The 17,996-nt window shown below is 69.5% G+C and carries 14 protein-coding genes; 4 read left to right on the plus strand and 10 right to left on the minus strand.

The genetic code is table 11. The features are described from left to right. Positions 1 to 43: 43 nt before the first annotated feature. From rodA to folC, 8 genes are all read right to left on the minus strand, one after another. Positions 44 to 1,237 carry a rod shape-determining protein RodA gene (gene rodA / locus A6A29_RS25325; protein WP_073723151.1) on the minus strand — a complete coding sequence of 398 codons (1,194 nt, stop codon included), beginning with the start codon at positions 1,235 to 1,237 and terminating at the stop codon, positions 44 to 46. After that, positions 1,237 to 3,402, minus strand: coding sequence for a penicillin-binding protein 2 (mrdA, locus tag A6A29_RS25330; RefSeq protein ID WP_073723153.1), 2,166 nt, complete (start codon positions 3,400 to 3,402; stop codon positions 1,237 to 1,239). Before mrdA ends, rodA begins: the two co-directional genes overlap by 1 nt. A gap of 61 nt (positions 3,403 to 3,463) precedes the next feature. Next, positions 3,464 to 4,126 carry a rod shape-determining protein MreD gene (gene mreD / locus A6A29_RS25335; RefSeq protein ID WP_073723155.1) on the minus strand — a complete coding sequence of 221 codons (663 nt, stop codon included), beginning with the start codon at positions 4,124 to 4,126 and terminating at the stop codon, positions 3,464 to 3,466. A gap of 5 nt (positions 4,127 to 4,131) precedes the next feature. Next, positions 4,132 to 5,256 (minus strand): rod shape-determining protein MreC, encoded by a 1,125-nt coding sequence (gene mreC, locus A6A29_RS25340; RefSeq protein ID WP_241838650.1) that lies wholly within the window; start codon positions 5,254 to 5,256, stop codon positions 4,132 to 4,134. Between the two features lie 98 nt (positions 5,257 to 5,354). Next, a complete protein-coding gene (locus tag A6A29_RS25345) occupies positions 5,355 to 6,374 on the minus strand; it encodes a rod shape-determining protein (RefSeq protein ID WP_073723157.1) in 1,020 nt (339 codons plus the stop codon). Between the two features lie 290 nt (positions 6,375 to 6,664). Beyond that, on the minus strand, positions 6,665 to 7,078 hold the full coding sequence (gene ndk, locus A6A29_RS25350) for a nucleoside-diphosphate kinase (protein ID WP_073723159.1): 414 nt from the start codon (positions 7,076 to 7,078) through the stop codon (positions 6,665 to 6,667). A gap of 141 nt (positions 7,079 to 7,219) precedes the next feature. Continuing rightward, on the minus strand, positions 7,220 to 7,570 hold the full coding sequence (locus A6A29_RS25355; RefSeq protein ID WP_073723161.1) for a DUF4233 domain-containing protein: 351 nt from the start codon (positions 7,568 to 7,570) through the stop codon (positions 7,220 to 7,222). Positions 7,571 to 7,575: 5 nt separating this feature from the next. Continuing rightward, positions 7,576 to 9,099 carry a bifunctional tetrahydrofolate synthase/dihydrofolate synthase gene (gene folC, locus A6A29_RS25360; protein WP_073723163.1) on the minus strand — a complete coding sequence of 508 codons (1,524 nt, stop codon included), beginning with the start codon at positions 9,097 to 9,099 and terminating at the stop codon, positions 7,576 to 7,578. 117 nt (positions 9,100 to 9,216) lie between these two features. Here folC and A6A29_RS25365 point away from each other — a divergent pair, with 117 nt between their 5' ends. The 3 genes from A6A29_RS25365 (at position 9,217) to A6A29_RS25375 (ending at position 12,698) form a co-directional block, all read left to right on the plus strand. After that, positions 9,217 to 10,005: a response regulator transcription factor gene (locus tag A6A29_RS25365; protein ID WP_158074470.1), complete on the plus strand. Its 789-nt coding sequence runs from the start codon at positions 9,217 to 9,219 to the stop codon at positions 10,003 to 10,005. Positions 10,006 to 10,141: 136 nt separating this feature from the next. Next, entirely contained in the window at positions 10,142 to 11,290 is a 1,149-nt protein-coding gene (gene wecB / locus A6A29_RS25370; RefSeq protein WP_073723167.1) for a non-hydrolyzing UDP-N-acetylglucosamine 2-epimerase, read from the plus strand. 37 nt (positions 11,291 to 11,327) lie between these two features. Further along, positions 11,328 to 12,698, plus strand: coding sequence for a glycosyltransferase (locus A6A29_RS25375; protein ID WP_073723169.1), 1,371 nt, complete (start codon positions 11,328 to 11,330; stop codon positions 12,696 to 12,698). A gap of 73 nt (positions 12,699 to 12,771) precedes the next feature. On the opposite strand, the gene A6A29_RS25380 is transcribed toward A6A29_RS25375, so the two are convergent. Then, the gene (locus A6A29_RS25380; protein WP_073723171.1) at positions 12,772 to 15,393 is read right to left on the minus strand and encodes a valine--tRNA ligase; all 2,622 of its coding nucleotides are present in this window, start codon (positions 15,391 to 15,393) and stop codon (positions 12,772 to 12,774) included. Positions 15,394 to 15,531: 138 nt separating this feature from the next. On the opposite strand from A6A29_RS25380, the gene A6A29_RS25385 reads away from it, so the two are divergent. Further along, entirely contained in the window at positions 15,532 to 16,563 is a 1,032-nt protein-coding gene (locus A6A29_RS25385; RefSeq protein ID WP_073723173.1) for a hypothetical protein, read from the plus strand. 95 nt (positions 16,564 to 16,658) lie between these two features. Here A6A29_RS25385 and clpX read toward each other — a convergent pair whose 3' ends face one another. Further along, the gene (gene clpX, locus A6A29_RS25390) at positions 16,659 to 17,960 is read right to left on the minus strand and encodes an ATP-dependent Clp protease ATP-binding subunit ClpX (protein WP_073723175.1); all 1,302 of its coding nucleotides are present in this window, start codon (positions 17,958 to 17,960) and stop codon (positions 16,659 to 16,661) included. Positions 17,961 to 17,996 lie beyond the last annotated feature (36 nt).

Raw genomic sequence — 17,996 nt, forward strand, 5'->3', positions numbered from 1 at the left:
TTGTCCGCAGATGGGGAGGGGTGTGGAGGAAATCCCGCACGGCTCAGGCCGTTATCGGCCGCTGCACCCTGATCGACTGCAACAGCCCGATCGCCACCCAGACGGCGAACATCGAGGACCCTCCGTACGAAACGAACGGCAGCGGCAGACCCGCCACCGGCATGATGCCGAGCGTCATCCCGATGTTCTCGAACGCCTGGAAGGCGAACCAGGCGATGATGCCCGCGGCCACGATCGTGCCGTACAGCTCGGTGGTCTCGCGGGCGATCCGGCAGGCGCGCCACAGGACGACACCGAGCAGGACGAGGATCAGTCCGGCGCCGAGGAAGCCCAGCTCCTCACCGGCGACGGTGAAGACGAAGTCGGTCTGCTGCTCGGGGACGAACTGGCCGGTGGTCTGGGTGCCCTCGAACAGCCCGGTGCCGGTGAGGCCGCCGGAGCCGATCGCGATGCGGGCCTGGTTGGTGTTGTAGCCGACGCCCGCCGGGTCCAGCGCCGGGTTGGCGAAGGCCGCGAAGCGGGCGATCTGGTAGTCGTCGAGCAGACCGAGCTGCCAGATGGAGACGGCTCCCGCGGTGCCCGCGCCGAGGAGTCCGAAGACCCAGCGGTTGGACGCCCCGGATGCCAGCAGCACGCCGAGCACGATGACGGCCATGACCATCACCGAGCCGAGGTCCGGCATCAGCATCACGACGGCCATCGGGATGACCGCCAGGCCCAGGGCCTTGGCGACCGTCCGGTGGTCGGGGTGCAGCTGGTCGCCCGCGTCGACGCGGGCGGCGAGCAGCATCGCCATGCCCAGAATGATGGTGATCTTGGTGAACTCGGAGGGCTGGAGGGAGAATCCGCCGCCGATGATGATCCACGCGTGGGCGCCGTTGACCGTGGCGCCCAGCGGGGTGAGGACGGACAGGACCAGGAGCACCGAGAGCCCGTAGAGGATCGGGACGGCCCCGCGCAGGGTGCGGTGGCCGAGCCAGATCGTGCCGATCATCAGCGCGAGGCCGATGCCGGTGTTCAGGGCGTGCCGGAAGAAGAAGTAGTACGGGTCGCCGTGGGTGAGCGTGTCGCGGTTGCGGGTGGCGGACCAGACGAGCAGTGAGCCGATGAAGGAGAGTGCGAGCGCCGAGCCGAGCAGTGGCCAGTCCAGCCGCCGCACGACGGAGTCACGGGCGGTGAGCTTGGCCCAGGAGCCGCGCTCGGGGGCGTACCGCGAGACGGAGAAGCCGCCGGCCATCAGTCCCGCCTTCCCGGTGCACCGGCGAGCGCCTGCTGTCCCGCTTGGACCGGCGGCTCGGGGGTGTACGGCTTGATGTTCGGGGAGTCGATCGAGCCGTCGGGCTGGATCTTCGGGAGCGCCTTCTGCGGCTTGGGCAGGAGGGCCTTCTTCGGGTCCTGCTTGCCTGCGGCGTCGAGACCGTAGAGGGCGTTGTAGATGTTGCGCACGGCGGGCCCGGAGGCACCGGAGCCGGTGCCGCCCTGGGAGATCGTCATGACGATCGAGTAGTCCTTGGTGTACGTGGCGAACCAGGAGGTCGTCTGCTTGCCGTAGACCTCGGCGGTGCCGGTCTTGGCGTGCATCGGGATCTTGTCCTGGGGCCAGCCGCCGAACCGCCATGCGGCCGAGCCCCGGGTCGCGACACCCGCGAGGGCTTCGTCTATTTTGTCGCGCGTGTCTCCGGTGAAGGGGAGCTTGCCGTGCGACTCGGGCTTGATCTCCTGGACGGTCCGGCCGTCGCCGCTGACGATCGCCTTGCCGACGGTCGGGTTGTACAGGGTGCCGCCGTTGGAGATGGCGCCGTAGATGGTCGCCATCTGGATCGGGGTGACGAGGGTGTCGCCCTGGCCGATCGAGTAGTTGACGGAGTCACCGGCGCGCATCTTGTTGCCTTCGAGGCAGTTCTCGTACGCGATCTGCTCGACGTACGTGCCGCCCTTCTTGCCCTGCTTGCACCAGGCGTCCTTGTTCGCCTTGAAGAAGTCCTGCTTCCACTTGCGGTCGGGGACCCGGCCGGTGACCTCGTTGGGGAGGTCGACGCCGGTCTCCTTGCCGAGGCCGAACTGGTGGGCGGTCCGGTAGAACCAGTCCTTGGCGTTCTTCTTCGGCTGGGTGCCGCCGTCCTTCTGCCACTCCCGGTGCGCGAGGCCGTAGTAGACGGTGTCGCAGGAGACCTCCAGGGCGCGGCCGATGCTGATGCTGCCGTAGCCCTGGGACTCGAAGTTCTTGAAGGTCTGGCCGCCGATGGAGTACGAGCTGGGGCAGGGGTAGTTGCCGTCGAAGTCGTAGCCCGCGTTGACCGCGGCGGTGGAGGAGATCACCTTGAAGATCGAGCCGGGGGCGGCCTGCCCCTGGATGGCCCGGTTCAGCAGCGGGAAGTTGGACTTCTTGCTGGTGAGCTTGGTGTAGTCCTTGCCGGAGATGCCGCCGACCCAGGAGTTCGGGTCGTAGGTGGGCAGGGACGCCATCGACACGATCCGGCCGGTCTTGGCCTCCATGACGACGACGGCGCCGGAGTCGGCCTTGTAGTTCACCCCGGTGTTGCGGTCGAGTTCCTTGCGGGCCGTCTCCATGGCCTTGTTCAGCTCGTACTCGGCGACCGCCTGGACGCGGGCGTCGATGGAGGTGACGACGCTCGCGCCGGGCTCCGCCTTGTCGTTCGCCGCCTGGCCGATGACCCGGCCGAGGTTGTCGACCTCGTAGCGGGTGACCCCCGCCTTGCCGCGCAGCGCCTTGTCGTAGGTGCGCTCCAGGCCGGAGCGGCCGACCTGGTCGGAGCGGAGGTAGGGCGACTCGGTGTCCTGGGCCTTGGTGATCTCTTCGTCGGTGACCGGTGAGAGGTAGCCGAGGACCTGGGCGGTGTTGGCCTTGCCTGGTGCGGCGTAGCGGCGTACGGCGGTGGGTTCGGCGGTGATGCCGGGGAAGTCCTCGGCGCGCTCGCGGATCTGGAGGGCCTGCTGGGTGGTGGCCTCGTCGGTGACCGGGATCGGCTGGTACGGCGATCCGTTCCAGCAGGGCTGCGGGGTCTTCGCGTCGCAGAGCCGGACCTTGTCGAGGACGTCCTTGGGCTTCATGTCCAGGACCTCGGCGAGCCGGGTGAGGACGCTGTTGCCCTTGTCGTCCATCTTCATCAGCTCGGTGCGGCTGGCGGAGACGACGAGGCGGGTCTCGTTGTCGGCGAGCGGTACGCCGCGGGCGTCCAGGATAGAGCCGCGGACGGCGGGCTGGACGACCTGCTGGACGTGGTTGTTCTTGGCCTCGTCGGTGTATTCCTGGCCGTTGCGGATCTGGAGGTACCAGAGGCGGCCGCCGAGGGTGAGCAGCAGGGAGAAGACGAGGACCTGAATGACGATGAGCCGGATCTGGACCCGCTGGGTCCGGCCGGTCTCGGGGATGTTGCTCACGGGGCGCCCCCGGTGGTGGTCCGGCTGGGGGTACGGGGGGTGTCCCCCGGGAAGTGCGGCCTCACAGGCGCTTGACCCCCTTGATCCTTCCCGCGCGTGCGGCGCGGTTGCGGGCCGCCTTGACGCGCAGTCCGCCGCGCTGGCTGCCGATCCGCAGCCCGGTGCCCGAGGCGAGCCACCCGGCGGCGACATCGCCGCCGGAGGAGGACTCGGCCAGCGGGTCGTTCTCGGTGCGTCTGGCGAGGGCCATGATCAGCGGCACGGTGAACGGCGCCAGCAGCAGGTCGTAGATCGCGGCGGTGAACAGCAGGCTGCCCAGGCCCACATGGCGGGCGGCCGTGTCACCGACGAGGGCGCCGACCCCGGCGTAGAGCAGGGTCGAGCCGATGGCCGCGGCGACCACGACGGCCATCGGGGCGAGCGCCGACTTGAGCTGTCCGTTCTCCGGCCGGGCCAGGCCCGCGAGGTAGCCGATGATGCACAGCACCAGGGCGTAGCGCCCGGCGGCGTGGTCGGCGGGCGGTGCCAGGTCGGCGAGGAGGCCCGCGCCGAAGCCGATGAGTGCGCCGCTGACGTGCCCGTACACGAAGGCGAGTCCGAGGACGGTGAGCAGCAGGAGGTCGGGGACGGCGCCGGGGAGCTGGAGCCGGGCGAGTACGGAGACCTGGACGACGAGGGCGACCACGACCAGCGTGACGGAGAGCAGAGTCCGGTTGAAGCGCATGGGAATCAGCCCTGCTCCTGGTCGTTTACCGCGTTGTCGGGATTACCGGCGCCGTCGGGATCGGCCGCGTTGTCGGCGTTCCCGGTGGTATTGCCGTCGGTATTTCCTGTGGCGTTTCCGGTGTTCCCCGCCGGATTGTCCGTGCCCTTGCCGGTGGGCTTCGTGCCGGGCTTCTCGTTGATGTTCCCGACGACCTTTCCACCGGGGCCGACGAGATCGCCGTTCGGCTGGACGGTGACGGTGACCGTGGGGGTGGGCTTCGGCTTGGCGGGCTTCTTCGGCAGGACCATGTCGCGGGGGTCCTCGCGCGGGGCCTGGACCACGATGCCGACGATGTCGAGCTTGGTGAAGCCGACGTACGGCTTCACATAGACGGTCCGGGTCAGATCACCGCCGGACGGGTCGACGCGGACGACCTCGCCGACCGGGACGCCGGGCACGAAGGGCTTGTCCTTGCTGGAGCCGAAGGTGACCAGGCGGTCGCCCTTCTTCACCTTGGCCTTACCGTTGAGGAACTGGACCGACAGCGGCCGGGAGCCCTGGCCGGTGGCGAAGCCGAGTTCGTCGGTCTTCTCCATCCGGGTGCCGACGGTGAAGTCGGGGTCGTTGGCGAGCAGGACGGTCGCGGTGTCCGGGCCGACGGTGGTGACCCGGCCGACCAGTCCCTGGCCGTTGAGCACCGTCATGTCCCGCTTGACGCCGTCGTTGCTTCCGGCGTCGATGGTGATCGTCCAGGAAAAGCCCTGGGCCGCTCCTATGGCGATGACCTCGGCGCCCTTGATGCCGTACTGCCCGGCGCCCGCGTTCTTCATCATGGCGTCGAGCTGGCGGACCCGGCTGTTGTTGCGGTCGTCGCTGCCGAGCCTGGCCTTCAGTGCGGCGTTCTCCCGCTCCAGGGCGGCGATCCGGTCATGCCGGTCACCGGAGTCCCGTACGGCGCCGATGGCGTTGCCCACCGGGTCGACGGCTGCCGCCACCCCGTTCTCGACCGGTCCGAAGACCGTCGCGGCGGCCTGCCGGGCGCCGTCCACCGGTGACTCCTCGCCGCCGCGGATATCCACCGTAATCAAAGCGAATGCGATGGCGATCAGCAGCACCAGGAGCAGCCGGCTCTCTCGTGTGTCCCTCACGTGCGGCGGCCGTGCCTTCCTCGTCGGAATGTTCGTGCCTGTATATCAACGATCCGACGTACGGAACGGCAGCGTCCGCACGTCGGATCGTGGAGTTTCTACCGTCGGGGCTGGGCGTCCAGCACCTGCTGGAGCGCCTCGAACTCCTCGACGCACTTGCCCGATCCGAGGGCCACCGAGTCCAGCGGGTCCTCGGCGATGTGGATCGGCATGCCCGTCTCGTGGCGCAGCCGCTCGTCGAGTCCGCGCAGGAGCGCGCCGCCGCCGGTGAGGACGATGCCGCGGTCCATGACGTCGCCGGAGAGTTCCGGCGGGCACTTGTCGAGCGTCGTCTTCACGGCGTCGACGATCGCGTTGACCGGCTCCTCGATGGCCTTGCGGACCTCGGTCGCGGAGATCACGACGGTCTTGGGCAGCCCGGAGACCAGGTCGCGCCCGCGGATCTCGGTGTGCTCGTCCTTCTCCAGCTCGAACGCGGAACCGATCGTGATCTTGATCTGTTCGGCGGTGCGCTCACCGAGGAGGAGGGAGTACTCCTTCTTGATGTGCTGGATGATCGCGTTGTCCAGCTCGTCCCCGGCCACCCGGATCGACTGGGCAGTGACGATTCCGCCGAGCGAGATCACGGCGACCTCGGTGGTGCCGCCACCGATGTCGACGACCATGTTCCCGGTGGCCTCGTGGACCGGCAGACCGGAGCCGATGGCCGCGGCCATGGGCTCCTCGATGATGTGCACCTGGCGCGCGCCGGCCTGCGTCGATGCCTCGATGACGGCGCGTCGCTCGACCCCGGTGATACCGGAGGGCACGCAGACGACGACCCGCGGGCGGGCCAGGTAGCGGCGCTTGTGGATCTTGAGGATGAAGTAGCGGAGCATCCGCTCCGTGATCTCGAAGTCGGCGATCACGCCGTCCTTCAGCGGCCGTACGGCAACGATGTTGCCCGGCGTACGGCCGATCATCTTCTTCGCCTCGGAGCCGACCGCGAGGATGCCGCCGGTGTTGGTGTTGATGGCCACGACGGACGGCTCGTTCAGAACGATGCCGCGCCCCCTGACGTACACCAGCGTGTTGGCAGTCCCGAGGTCGATAGCCATGTCACGGCCGATGAACGACATTGAGTTCCCCTTGTTCCCCATGAGGATGCGTCGGGCCTTCCCAAGAAGCGATAGTGGCTTGTTTTGGTAGGCGATGTTGGCGCTGCGGGCGTGGAAGCTTCCATCGTAGTGCCGTATGCACGGACACAGCGCGAGGGTCCTTCGCCATGATGAGCGGAACGGGTTCCCGTTCTACCCATGGTGACGTTACGTCGGAGGAATGCGTTCCCGCGATCTCGAACCCTATGCCGAAGGGCGACCGAATTACTTCGGTCGCCCCAGGTCATGAGCGCTGTTTGGCCGATCCCAGGTCAGGAAAGTCCCGGAAAGAACAGCTTCAGTTCTCGCTCTGCGGACTCCTCGGAGTCCGAGGCGTGGATGAGGTTCTCCCTGGTGATCGTGCCGAAGTCGCCACGGATCGAGCCGGGCGCGGCGGCGATCGGGTCGGTGGGGCCGGCCAGGGCACGTACACCCTCGATGACTCGCTCGCCTTCGGCCACAAGGGCGACGACGGGGCCGGATGCCATGAACTCCACGAGCGGCTCGTAGAACGGGCGGCCCTTGTGCTCGCCGTAGTGCTGCTCCAGCGTCCCCTCGTCGAGCGTACGCAGCTCCAGCGCGGTGATCTGCCAGCCGGCCTTGCGCTCGATACGGCCGACGATCTCGCCGATCAGCCCACGCCTGACGGCGTCCGGCTTCAGAAGGACGAGGGTGCGCTGAGTCATGTACGGCTCCTTGCAGGCATACGGTGCGGTGAGGCGAGATTACAGGGGTACGGGAACGGCCCGACGACCGGGTTACGCAGCGTCATCCCCAGGCCCACGATTGGGCTCCCGGAGCCCCGCGACCGGGCGGGCCGCCCGGTCTCAGGCCGGGGCCTCGGTGGTCTCCTGCGCCGCCCACCGGGCCTTCGCCTCGTCGATCTTCCGGCCGTAGTGCACCGAGGCCCACCACAGGCCGCCGAAGGCCAGACCGAGGATGAACATCATCGGGACCACGAAACCGCTCAGCACCAGCGCGATCTGGAGCGCCCAGCCGAGCTGTACGCCGCCGGGGCGGGTGATCACGCCGCACAGCAGCACGGACAGCGCCATGCCGATGCCGCAGACCGTCCAGACCGTGGCCGACGTCAGGTCGTCGGACTTCATCGCGACGAGTCCCGCGAAGCCGATCACGAAGAACTCACCGATCAGCGTGGACGCGCAGAGAGTACGCACCGGGCTCAGCCCCTTCCCAGCAGCAGCCGGGCCTCGCCGACCGTGATCACGGATCCGGTCACCAGGACCCCGGCGCCCGCGTACTCCTCGTGCTCCTCGGCGAGGGTGATCGCCGCCTCCAGCGCGTCGTCCAGACGGGGCTCGACCTGGACCCGGTCGTTGCCGAAGACCTCGACGGCGATACCGGCCAGCTCGTCCGCGTCCATCGAGCGGGCGCTGGAATTCTGGGTGATCACGACCTCGGCGAAGATCGGCTCGAAGGCTTCGAGCAGCCCCCGCACGTCCTTGTCGCCGCTCGCCCCGACCACACCGATCAGCCGGGAGAAGCTGAACGCCTCGGAGATGCCGTCCGCCGCGGCGCGCGCACCGGCGGGGTTGTGGGCGGCGTCCAGGACGACGGTCGGGCTGGAGCGGACCACTTCGAGACGGCCCGGAGACAGCACCGAGGCGAAGGCCTTGCGGACCGCGTCGACGTCGAGCGTCCGGGCCTGCTCGGCACCGATGCCGAAGAACGCCTCGACCGCGGCGAGCGCCACCGCGGCGTTGTGCGCCTGGTGGGCCCCGTACAGCGGGAGGAAGATCTGGTCGTACTCGCCGCCGAGACCGCGCAGCGTCAGCAGCTGGCCGCCGACCGCGATCTCCCGGGAGCCGACACCGAACTCCATGCCCTCGCGGGCGACGGTGGCGTCCACCTCGACGGCCTTCTTCAGCATCACCTGCGCGGCGTCCACCGGCTGCTGCGCCAGGATGACCGTGGCGCCCTGCTTGATGACCCCGGACTTCTCCCCGGCGATCTCGGCGGGCGTGTCGCCGAGCCGGTCGGTGTGGTCCAGCGAGATCGGGGTGACGACGGCGACCGTCGCGTCGATCACGTTCGTCGCGTCCCAGGTGCCGCCCATGCCGACCTCGACCACCGCGACGTCGACCGGGGCGTCGGCGAAGGCCGCGTACGCCATGCCGGTCAGCACCTCGAAGAACGACAGGCGGTAGGGCTGCTGGGCGTCGACCATCTCGACGTACGGCTTGACGTCCTCGTACGTCTCGATGAAGCGCGCCGCCTCGATGGGGGCGCCGTCCAGGCTGATCCGCTCGGTGATCGACTGGACGTGCGGCGAGGTGTACCGGCCGGTGCGCAGCTCGAAGGCGTTCAGCAGGGCCTCGATCATGCGGGCCGTGCTGGTCTTGCCGTTGGTGCCGGTGATGTGGATGGAGGGGTACGCGCGCTGCGGGTCACCGAGCACGTCCATCAGGGCCGCGATGCGCGTCACCGAGGGTTCGAGCTTGGTCTCGCCCCAGCGGCCGGCGAGCTCCTGCTCCACGGCGTGCAGCGCCCTGTCGGTCTCGGGATCGGCCGGGCGGGTGGGGACGGTGTCGCCCAGGGGCGGTCCGGACTGGGTGCGCAGGGTGCGGCTCCCGGCCTCGATCACCGCCAGGTCGGGGTCGCGCTGGGTCGCTTCGTCGACGATCTCCTCGAAGGTGTCGTCGGACTCTGACGCGTCGTGCCGGTCTGAAGGGCGGGGCTTACTCACGGAGCCAGTCTACGGATGGGCACGGACATCGCGCGCAGCGCCCGGCGGCTGGGGCGGCTCGGCCGTTCGGGGTCGGTGCGCGCGGTGCGAAGCCGCGGGGTACCGCATGGTGGAGGAGTGCGCCCCATCCCGCTGATCCTGATCGCGGCCCCGGACGGAGTCCATCCGGGGCTCGTCGGCGTGACCTCGGGCGAGGGCTACGAGACCCTGGTCGTGCACAGCGGCGAGAGCGCTCTGCGTGCCCTGTACAAGCATCGGCCGGACCTGCTGATCCTGAGCCTGCGGCTGGGCGGGCTCAGCCCCTGGGAGGTACTGAGCCGGGTACGCGACATGAGCGATCTGCCGATCGCGGTCGTGGACGGTTCCTTCCATGTGCGCGACGCCGTACGGGCGCTGAACTCCGGGGCCGACGACTATGTGACCGCCGAGGTGCCGCAGGCACTGTACGAGCCGATGCTGCGGGCCCGGCTGCGGCGTGCGACGGGCGGGGCGCCGGAGGTGATGCCCCTGGTCGAGGACGGCCGGCTCACGCTGGACCTCAGGGCGCACGAGGCGGTGCTGGACGGGCAGTGGCTCGATCTGACGCCGATCGAGTTCGCCCTGCTGACGGCGCTCGCCCGGCACGCCGGTCAGGTGCTGTCCGCCGATCAGCTGCTGCACCAGGTGTGGGAGGTACCGCCCGGCAGCGATCCGGCACGGGTGAAGTACACCGTGCTGCGGCTGCGCCGGAAGATCGCGCGGACGACGGGGCGGCCCGCGCCGGTCGAGACCGTACGGGGCCTGGGCTACCGCTATCCGGCTCCTGGGGCTCCTGACGCTCCGGAGGCTCCTGACGCTCCGAAGCCTCCGAAGGGGACGTCCACCGGGCCGTTGGACCCGGACGGGCCTCCCGCGGCCGGGCCATAGGTCCCGGGACCAACTTCCCCATCCGCGCGCACCGGCGTCGCGCAACGCCGCCGCACCCCCCGTACACCCGCTGTGCAACCTGCGCCGCCGAGCCTGGGAATCCCCCGGCCGGGAACGGCGAAAGGAACGGCCCCCCATGTCCCCCGAACTCCCCGAGCTGCCGGCGCGCTCCGTCGCCGTCGTCCTGGGCACCCGGCCCGAACTGGTCAAGCTCGCCCCCGTCATCCACCGCCTCGGTTCCTCGGCCCGGCTCATCCACACCGGCCAGCACGGGGACGAGGCCATGTCGGGCCGGTTCGTCGCGGAACTGGGCCTGCCCGCACCGGAGCTCCTGCGCAGCGTCGGCGGCACCTCGCGCGCCGTCCAGATCGGCCGTTCGCTGGAACAGCTCGACGCGCTGTTCGGTGAGCACCCGCCCGCGGCCGTCGTCGTGCAGGGCGACACGAACGCCACGCTCGCGGGGGCGCTGGCCGCCAACGCGCGGAGCATCCCCCTCGTCCATGTCGAGGCCGGACTGCGCAGCAACGACCCGGCGATGCCCGAGGAACACAACCGCGTCCTCGTCGACTCGATCGCCGACGTCCTGTGCGCGGCCACCCCGGAGAACCGGGCGAACCTGCTGGCCGAGGGCACCGACCCGGCGCGCATCACCCTGACCGGCAACACCGTCGTCGAGGCGGTGCGGCGCCACCTGCCCCCGGCCGAACGGCGCGAAGCCCTGCTGGCGCACCACGGCCTGGAGCCGGACCACTACATCCTGGCGACCCTGCACCGGCCCGAGAACACCGACGACACCGCGACCCTGCGCACCGTCCTGGCCGAACTCGCCGCGCTGGCCACCGACGACCTGCCGGTGCTGCTGCCCCTGCACCCGCGCACCCGCGCCCGTATCGAGGAAGCCGACCTGGGCGGACTGCTGGACGGCATCACGGTGCTGACCCCGCTGGGGTACGGGGAGTTCCTCGCCCTGGCCCGGCACGCGGCGCTGCTGATCTCCGACTCCGGCGGCATCCAGGAGGAGTGCACCGTCCTGGGCCGGCCGCTGATCGTGGTCCGCCGGTCGACCGAGCGCCCGGAGTCGATGGCCCACTTCGCCCACCTCGTGCCGCCGGGGCCGCAGATCGGCCGGCTGGCCCGTCATCGCCTCGCCCAGGGCGCCCACGGGCTGCGCCTGCTGGAGCGGACCCCCAGCCCGTACGGCGACGGCCTCGCCGCCCAGCGGATCGCGGCGCTCATCACCGGGCTCGTGCGGCCCGCCGCCCACGACGCGGCACTCGCCGCCTGAGGGCAGTCCCCTTCCGCTCGACTCCCCGGAGCCTGTCGTGCCTGCCTCACCGACCACCGCTCTTCTCGTCTATCCGTTCGCCCTCCTGCTCTGCTTCCTTCTCTACTGGGCGGGATCACGCCGGTCGTACCTGCGCCGCCGCCCCACCGCCCCCGGTGACCCGGCGCTGTTCGACTGGCACTTCTTCGTCCCCTGCCGGGACGAGGAGGCCGTGGTGGGGACGACCGTGGCGCGACTGCGTGCCGGCTTCCCCGGCGCGGACGTCTGGGTGATCGACGACGACAGCGACGACGCGACCGGCGAGATCGTCGCCGCGCTCGCCACGGGCGATCCGCGGGTGCATCTCGTCCGGCGCCGCCGCCCGGACGCCAGGACCGGAAAGGGGGCCGCGCTCAACACCGCGTACGAACGGCTCGGGGAATTCCTCCCGGCGGGCACCGACCGCTCCCGGGTGATCGTCTGTGTGATCGACGCGGACGGACAGCTCGATCCCGGGGCGCTTGTCCCCGTCTCGGGCCCCGAGGCGCTGGGCGACCCGGAGACCGGCGGGGTGCAGGTGTCCGTACGGATGCGGAACGCGGGCGAGCGCCGGCCGTTCCCGGAGCGCGGCCGCGCGGCCAACGCGCTGGGGCGGGTCCTCGTACGGGTGCAGGACATGGAGTTCGCCGTGTCGAACACGGGGATGCAGCTGCTGCGCAACCGCACCGGTTCGACGGGGCTCGGCGGCAACGGCCAGTTCACCCGGCTGAGTGCCCTGGACCGGATCGCGACCGCCGAGCGCCGTCCCTGGCAGCGCGGCGCGCTGCTGGAGGACTACGAGCTGGGTCTCCACATGCTGCTCGCGGGATACCGCACCACGCATGTCGCCGACGCCCTCGTCACCCAGGAGGCGCTGCCGAGCGGGCGCCGGCTGCTCGCGCAGCGGACCCGCTGGGCGCAGGGCAATCTCCAGTGCGTGCGCTACGCGTCGCGGATCGTCTCCTCCCGGCACATCCGGGGGCGCGGGGTGATGGAGACGCTCTACACCTTCGTCCAGCCGCTGGCGCATCTGCTGACGCTGGCCCTCACGGTGGTGATCCTCGCGTCGCTGGTGGTCGGGGCGGTGCGGGGCGACGGCGTGCACGAGCTGGACCGTCTGCTGGTCCACTGGCCCGTGATGGTCGTCCTGGCCGTGGTGTCGGTGACGCCGTTCATCCTGTGGGGGCCGGTCTACCGCCGCGATCACGTGCCCGACGCGTCGTTCCTGAAGTCCCTGGTGTGGGGCGTGGCGCTGTGGCTGTACGCGTACCACCTGTTCATCGTCTCGGCCCGGGGCTTCGTCCGGATGCTCCGGGGGCGCAACGGCTGGGCGAAGACCCGCCGCAACGCGGAGCCGCTGATGGTCGGACCGGCCGCGCAGGAGACATAGAAGGCGCGCCGGGTACGGCGAAGCCCCCGCGCTCCCGGTCGGTCGGGCGTGCGGGGGCTTCGCTCTCAGGTCATCATCCCTGCGGCAGGCTCGCCAGCTGGGCGGTGATCCGCTCGATGTCGGCCTCGGCCTTGGCCAGGCGTCCGCGGATCTTGTCGACCACGTTGTCCGGGGCCTTGGCCAGGAACGCCTCGTTGCCGAGCTTCCCGTTGGCCTGGGCCTTCTCCTTCCCTGCCGCCTCCAGGTCCTTCGTGAGGCGCTTGCGCTCGGCCGGGATGTCGATCGTGCCGGAGAGGTCGAGGGCGACCGTGGCCCCCGCGACGGGCAGGGTCGCGGTGGCGTGGAAGCCGTCCTCGGCGGGCTGGAGCCGCAGCAGCTGGCGGATGGCCGCCTCGTGCGGCGCGAGCGCCGTGCCGGTCAGGGTGAGCCGGGCCGGGACCTTCTGGCCGGGCTGGAGGCCCTGGTCCGAGCGGAAGCGGCGGACCTCGGTGACGACCTGCTGGACGAGCTCGATCTCCTTCTCGGCCGCGTCGTCCCGGAAGCCGGAGTCGGCGGGCCAGTCGGCGATGACGACGGATTCCCGGGTGGTGAGCGCGGTCCAGAGCGTCTCGGTGACGAACGGGACGATGGGGTGCAGCAGCCGCAGCATCACATCGAGGACCTCACCGAGGACCCGGCCGGAGACCTCGGCCTGCCTGCCGCCCGCGAAGAACGTGGTCTTGGACAGCTCGACGTACCAGTCGAAGACCTCGTCCCACGCGAAGTGCCGCAGCGTCTCGCTGAGTTTGGCGAACTGGTAGTCGTCGTAGAACGCGTCGACTTCGGCGACGGTCTTGTTGAGCCGGGACAGGATCCAGCGGTCGGTCACCGACATCTCGTCGGCGGACGGGAGAGCGCCCTCGATCGTGGCCCCGTTCATCAGGGCGAAGCGGGTGGCGTTCCAGATCTTGTTGGCGAACTTCGCCGAGCCCTGGACCCACTCCTCACCGATCGGGACGTCGGTGCCCGGGTTGGCGCCGCGCGCCAGCGTGAAGCGCAGGGCGTCGGAGCCGTACTTGTCCATCCAGTCCAGCGGGTTGACCACATTGCCGAAGGACTTCGACATCTTCTTGCCGTGCTCGTCGCGGACCATGCCGTGCAGGACGATGGTCCCGAACGGCGGGACGCCGTCGTTGACGTACAGGCCGAACATCATCATCCGGGCGACCCAGAAGAAGAGGATGTCGTAGCCGGTGACCAGGACGGAGTTCGGATAGAACTTCGCGAGGCTGTCGGTCCGCTCCGGCCAGCCGAGCGTGGAGAACGGCCACAGGCCGGAGGAGAACCAGGTGTCCAGGACATCGCTGTCCTGGGTCCAGCCCTCGCCCGTGGGCGCCTCGTCGTCCGGTCCGACGCAGACGACCTCGCCGTTCGGGCCGTACCAGACGGGGATGCGGTGGCCCCACCAGAGCTGGCGCGAGATCGTCCAGTCGTGGAGGTTGTCGACCCAGTCGAAGTACCGCTTCTCCATCTCCTGCGGGTGGATCTTGACGCTGCCGTCGCGGACGGCGTCACCGGCCGCCTTGGCGAGCGGGGCGACCTTGACCCACCACTGGAGGGAGAGGCGCGGCTCGATGGTGGTCTTGCAGCGCGAGCAGTGACCGACCGAGTGGACGTACGGCCGCTTCTCGGCGACGATCCGGCCCTCGGCGCGCAGCGCGGCGACGATGGCGGAGCGGGCTTCCAGACGGTCGAGGCCCTGGAAGGGGCCGGGGACCGTGATGACGGCGCGCTCGTCCATGACCGTGAGGAACGGCAGGTCGTGGCGCTTGCCGATCTCGAAGTCGTTCGGGTCGTGCGCGGGGGTCACCTTGACGGCGCCGGTACCGAACTCGGGGTCGACGTGATGGTCGGCGACGACCGGGATCGTACGGTCGGTGAGCGGCAGCTTGATCTGCTTGCCGACCAGGTGCCGGTAACGCTCGTCGTCGGGGTGGACGGCGACGGCGGTGTCACCGAGCATCGTCTCGGCGCGGGTGGTGGCGACGACGATGGTCTCCTCGCCCTCGCCGTACTTCATGGAGACGAGCTCGCCGTCGTCGTCCTGGTACTCGACCTCGATGTCGGAGATCGCGGTCAGACAGCGGGGGCACCAGTTGATGATGCGCTCGGCGCGGTAGATCAGGCCGTCGTCGTACATCCGCTTGAAGACGGTCTGGACGGCCTTGGACAGGCCCTCGTCCATGGTGAAGCGCTCACGGGACCAGGCGACACCCTCGCCGAGGCGGCGCATCTGTCCCGCGATCTGGCCGCCGGACTCGTTCTTCCACTTCCAGACGCGCTCGACGAAGGCTTCGCGGCCCAGGTCGTGGCGGGACTTGCCCTCCTTGCCGAGCTCGCGCTCGACGACGTTCTGGGTGGCGATCCCGGCGTGGTCCATGCCGGGCTGGTACAGCGCCTCGAAGCCCTGCATGCGCTTGCGGCGGACGAGGGCGTCGATCAGGGTGTGCTCGAAGGCGTGCCCCAGGTGGAGGCTTCCGGTGACGTTCGGCGGCGGGATGACGATGCTGTAGGGCGGCTTGTCGCTGTGTTCGTCCGCTTCGAAGTACCCGCGTTCTACCCAGCGCTCATACAGCTTCCCCTCTACATCGGCCGGCGCGTACTGGGTCGGCAGTTCGGGGTTGCTGGCTGGCTGCTGCTGAGTGTTCTCGGTCACGGGAGACAGTTTAGGGCCGTCACAGTCCCGTACTGAAACGGGATTGTTCAGTAACGGTGTGATCCGCGATGCCCCATGTCAGCGCTGCTTCCGCCAGGATGTTCGGAACGCATAAGCATTTCTGGAGGGGACAGCGCAATGAGCTACAACCAGCCGGGCCCATACGGTGGGCAGCCGCCGCAGGGCCAGCCCGGACCGTACGGACAGCAGCCGGGCCCGTACGGCGGCCAGCCGCCCCAGGGACCGCCGCAGAGCCAGCCGCAGGGACCGCCGCAGGGCCAGCCGCAGGGCCAGCCCGGCTACGGGTACCCGCAGCAGGCCCCCCAGGGCGTTCCCCCGCAGCAGCCCCCGCAGGGCTACGGCTACCCGCAGGCCCAGCAGCCGGGCCCGTACGGCCAGCAGCCGCCCACGCCCCCCTACGGCGGCCAGCAGGCCTACGGCGGCCAGCCCCCGTTCCCCCCGGCTGCACCGAAGAAGAAGACCGGTCTGATCATCGGCGTGGCCGTCGTCGCGCTGGCGGTCATCGCGGGCGGGGTGTACTTCCTGACCTCGGACGGCAGCTCCAGCAACAGTGACGTGGCCGACTCGACCAAGGGCTACAAGCTGACGCCCCCGGACTCGGTGGACGACTACAAGAAGAACAACGAGCAGTCGGCGCCGTCCGGCCCTGTCACGGGCACGGAGAAGACCGAGGCCGAGGCCATGGGGATCAAGAACCCCCAGAAGACGGTCGCCAGTTACGCCAGCGGGAGCAAGGACAACCCGTTGGCGCAGAAGGTGCTCTCCTTCCAGGGCATGTGGGGCGAGGTCAGCGATCCCGCGAAGGTCGTCGACGGCTCCTTCAAGAACGCCGAGAAGGAGATGAAGCAGGGGGACAACGGCTCGACGTTCTCCCTGGTCGGCAGCCCCGAGAACGTCACACCGGCGGGCTTCAAGGGCGCGCTGATGAAGTGCCAGAGCATGAAGATGATCAACGCCAAGGGTGACGGCACACCCGCCAACGGCCCGAAGGAAATGGTCATGCCGGTCTGCATCTGGGCCGACTACAGCACCATCGGGATCGTCGTGGGCCTCGACATCGGCGCGTCCGTGACCGGCAAGGCCATGCCGCAGGAGGACGTCGCCGCCCTCACCGCCAAGCTCTACAACACCTCGCGCACCAAGATCTGATTCCGCGTCACCACGCGGCACCGCACAACAACGAAGGGGCGCCCGCCGGTTGACCGGCCGGGCGCCCCTTCGGCGTACGTCATGCCGCTGTGCCGCTACGCGGACTTCTCGTGGCGGCCGCCGCCGTCGTTCTTGCCGATGGTGCGCGGCTCGCGCGGGACCAGCGTGGGGTTGACGTTGTTGCGGACGACGTCCGGGGTGATGACCACGCGGGCGACGTCCTTGCGGGACGGCACCTCGTACATCACGGACTGGAGGACTTCCTCCATGATGGCGCGCAGACCGCGCGCGCCCGTCTGGCGCAGGATCGCCTGGTCGGCGATGGCCTCCAGGGCCTCGCGCTCGAAGTCCAGCTCCACACCGTCGAGTTCGAACAGCCTTTGGTACTGCTTCACCAGGGCGTTACGCGGCTCGACCAGGATCTGGAGCAGTGCTTCGCGGTCCAGGTTGTGCACCGAGGTCAGCACGGGAAGGCGGCCGATGAACTCGGGGATCATCCCGAACTTCACCAGGTCCTCCGGCATGACCTCCTGGAACTGGTCGCTCGCCTGGATCTCCAGCTTGGAACGGATCGTCGCGCCGAAGCCGATGCCCTTGGCGCCGGCCCGCGACTCGATGATCTTCTCCAGACCGGAGAAGGCACCGCCCACGATGAACAGCACGTTCGTCGTGTCGATCTGGATGAACTCCTGGTGCGGGTGCTTGCGTCCGCCCTGCGGCGGAACGGAGGCGGTGGTGCCCTCCAGGATCTTCAGCAGGGCCTGCTGGACGCCCTCGCCGGAGACATCACGCGTGATCGACGGGTTCTCGCTCTTGCGGGCGACCTTGTCGATCTCGTCGATGTAGATGATCCCGGTCTCGGCCTTCTTGACGTCGTAGTCCGCCGCCTGGATCAGCTTGAGCAGGATGTTCTCGACGTCCTCGCCGACATAGCCGGCCTCCGTCAGCGCCGTCGCGTCGGCGATGGCGAACGGGACGTTGAGCATGCGGGCCAGTGTCTGCGCGAGGAGCGTCTTACCGGAACCGGTGGGGCCCAGCAGCAGGATGTTGGACTTGGCGAGCTCGATCGCGTCCTCGCGATTGGCGCCACCGCCGTTCTCCCCTGCCTGGACCCGCTTGTAGTGGTTGTACACCGCGACCGAGAGGGCCTTCTTCGCGGGCTCCTGCCCGACGACGTACCCCTCAAGGAACTCGTAGATCTCGCGAGGCTTGGGAAGCTCTTCCCAACGAACCTCGGAGGTCTCCGCGAGCTCCTCCTCGATGATCTCGTTGCAGAGATCGATGCACTCGTCGCAGATGTACACACCGGGTCCCGCGATGAGCTTCTTCACCTGCTTCTGGCTCTTTCCGCAGAACGAGCACTTGAGCAGGTCGCCGCCATCACCGATGCGTGCCACGAGGTGCTTCCCCTTCGCCTGGGAGACGCCTGGTTC

This window comes from Streptomyces sp. TSRI0281, assembly GCF_001905125.1.
GTDB lineage: Bacteria > Actinomycetota > Actinomycetes > Streptomycetales > Streptomycetaceae > Streptomyces.

Bases quoted from the DNA above. Each gene is read 5' to 3' on its own strand.
- mreD (WP_073723155.1), bottom strand. From the start codon at position 4,126: ATGCGCTTCAACCGGACTCTGCTCTCCGTCACGCTGGTCGTGGTCGCC.
- ndk (WP_073723159.1), bottom strand. From the start codon at position 7,078: ATGACTCAGCGCACCCTCGTCCTTCTGAAGCCGGACGCCGTCAGGCGT.
- A6A29_RS25345 (WP_073723157.1), bottom strand. From the start codon at position 6,374: ATGTCGTTCATCGGCCGTGACATGGCTATCGACCTCGGGACTGCCAAC.
- A6A29_RS25385 (WP_073723173.1), top strand. From the start codon at position 15,532: ATGAGCTACAACCAGCCGGGCCCATACGGTGGGCAGCCGCCGCAGGGC.
- rodA (WP_073723151.1), bottom strand. From the start codon at position 1,237: ATGGCCGGCGGCTTCTCCGTCTCGCGGTACGCCCCCGAGCGCGGCTCC.
- wecB (WP_073723167.1), top strand. From the start codon at position 10,142: ATGTCCCCCGAACTCCCCGAGCTGCCGGCGCGCTCCGTCGCCGTCGTC.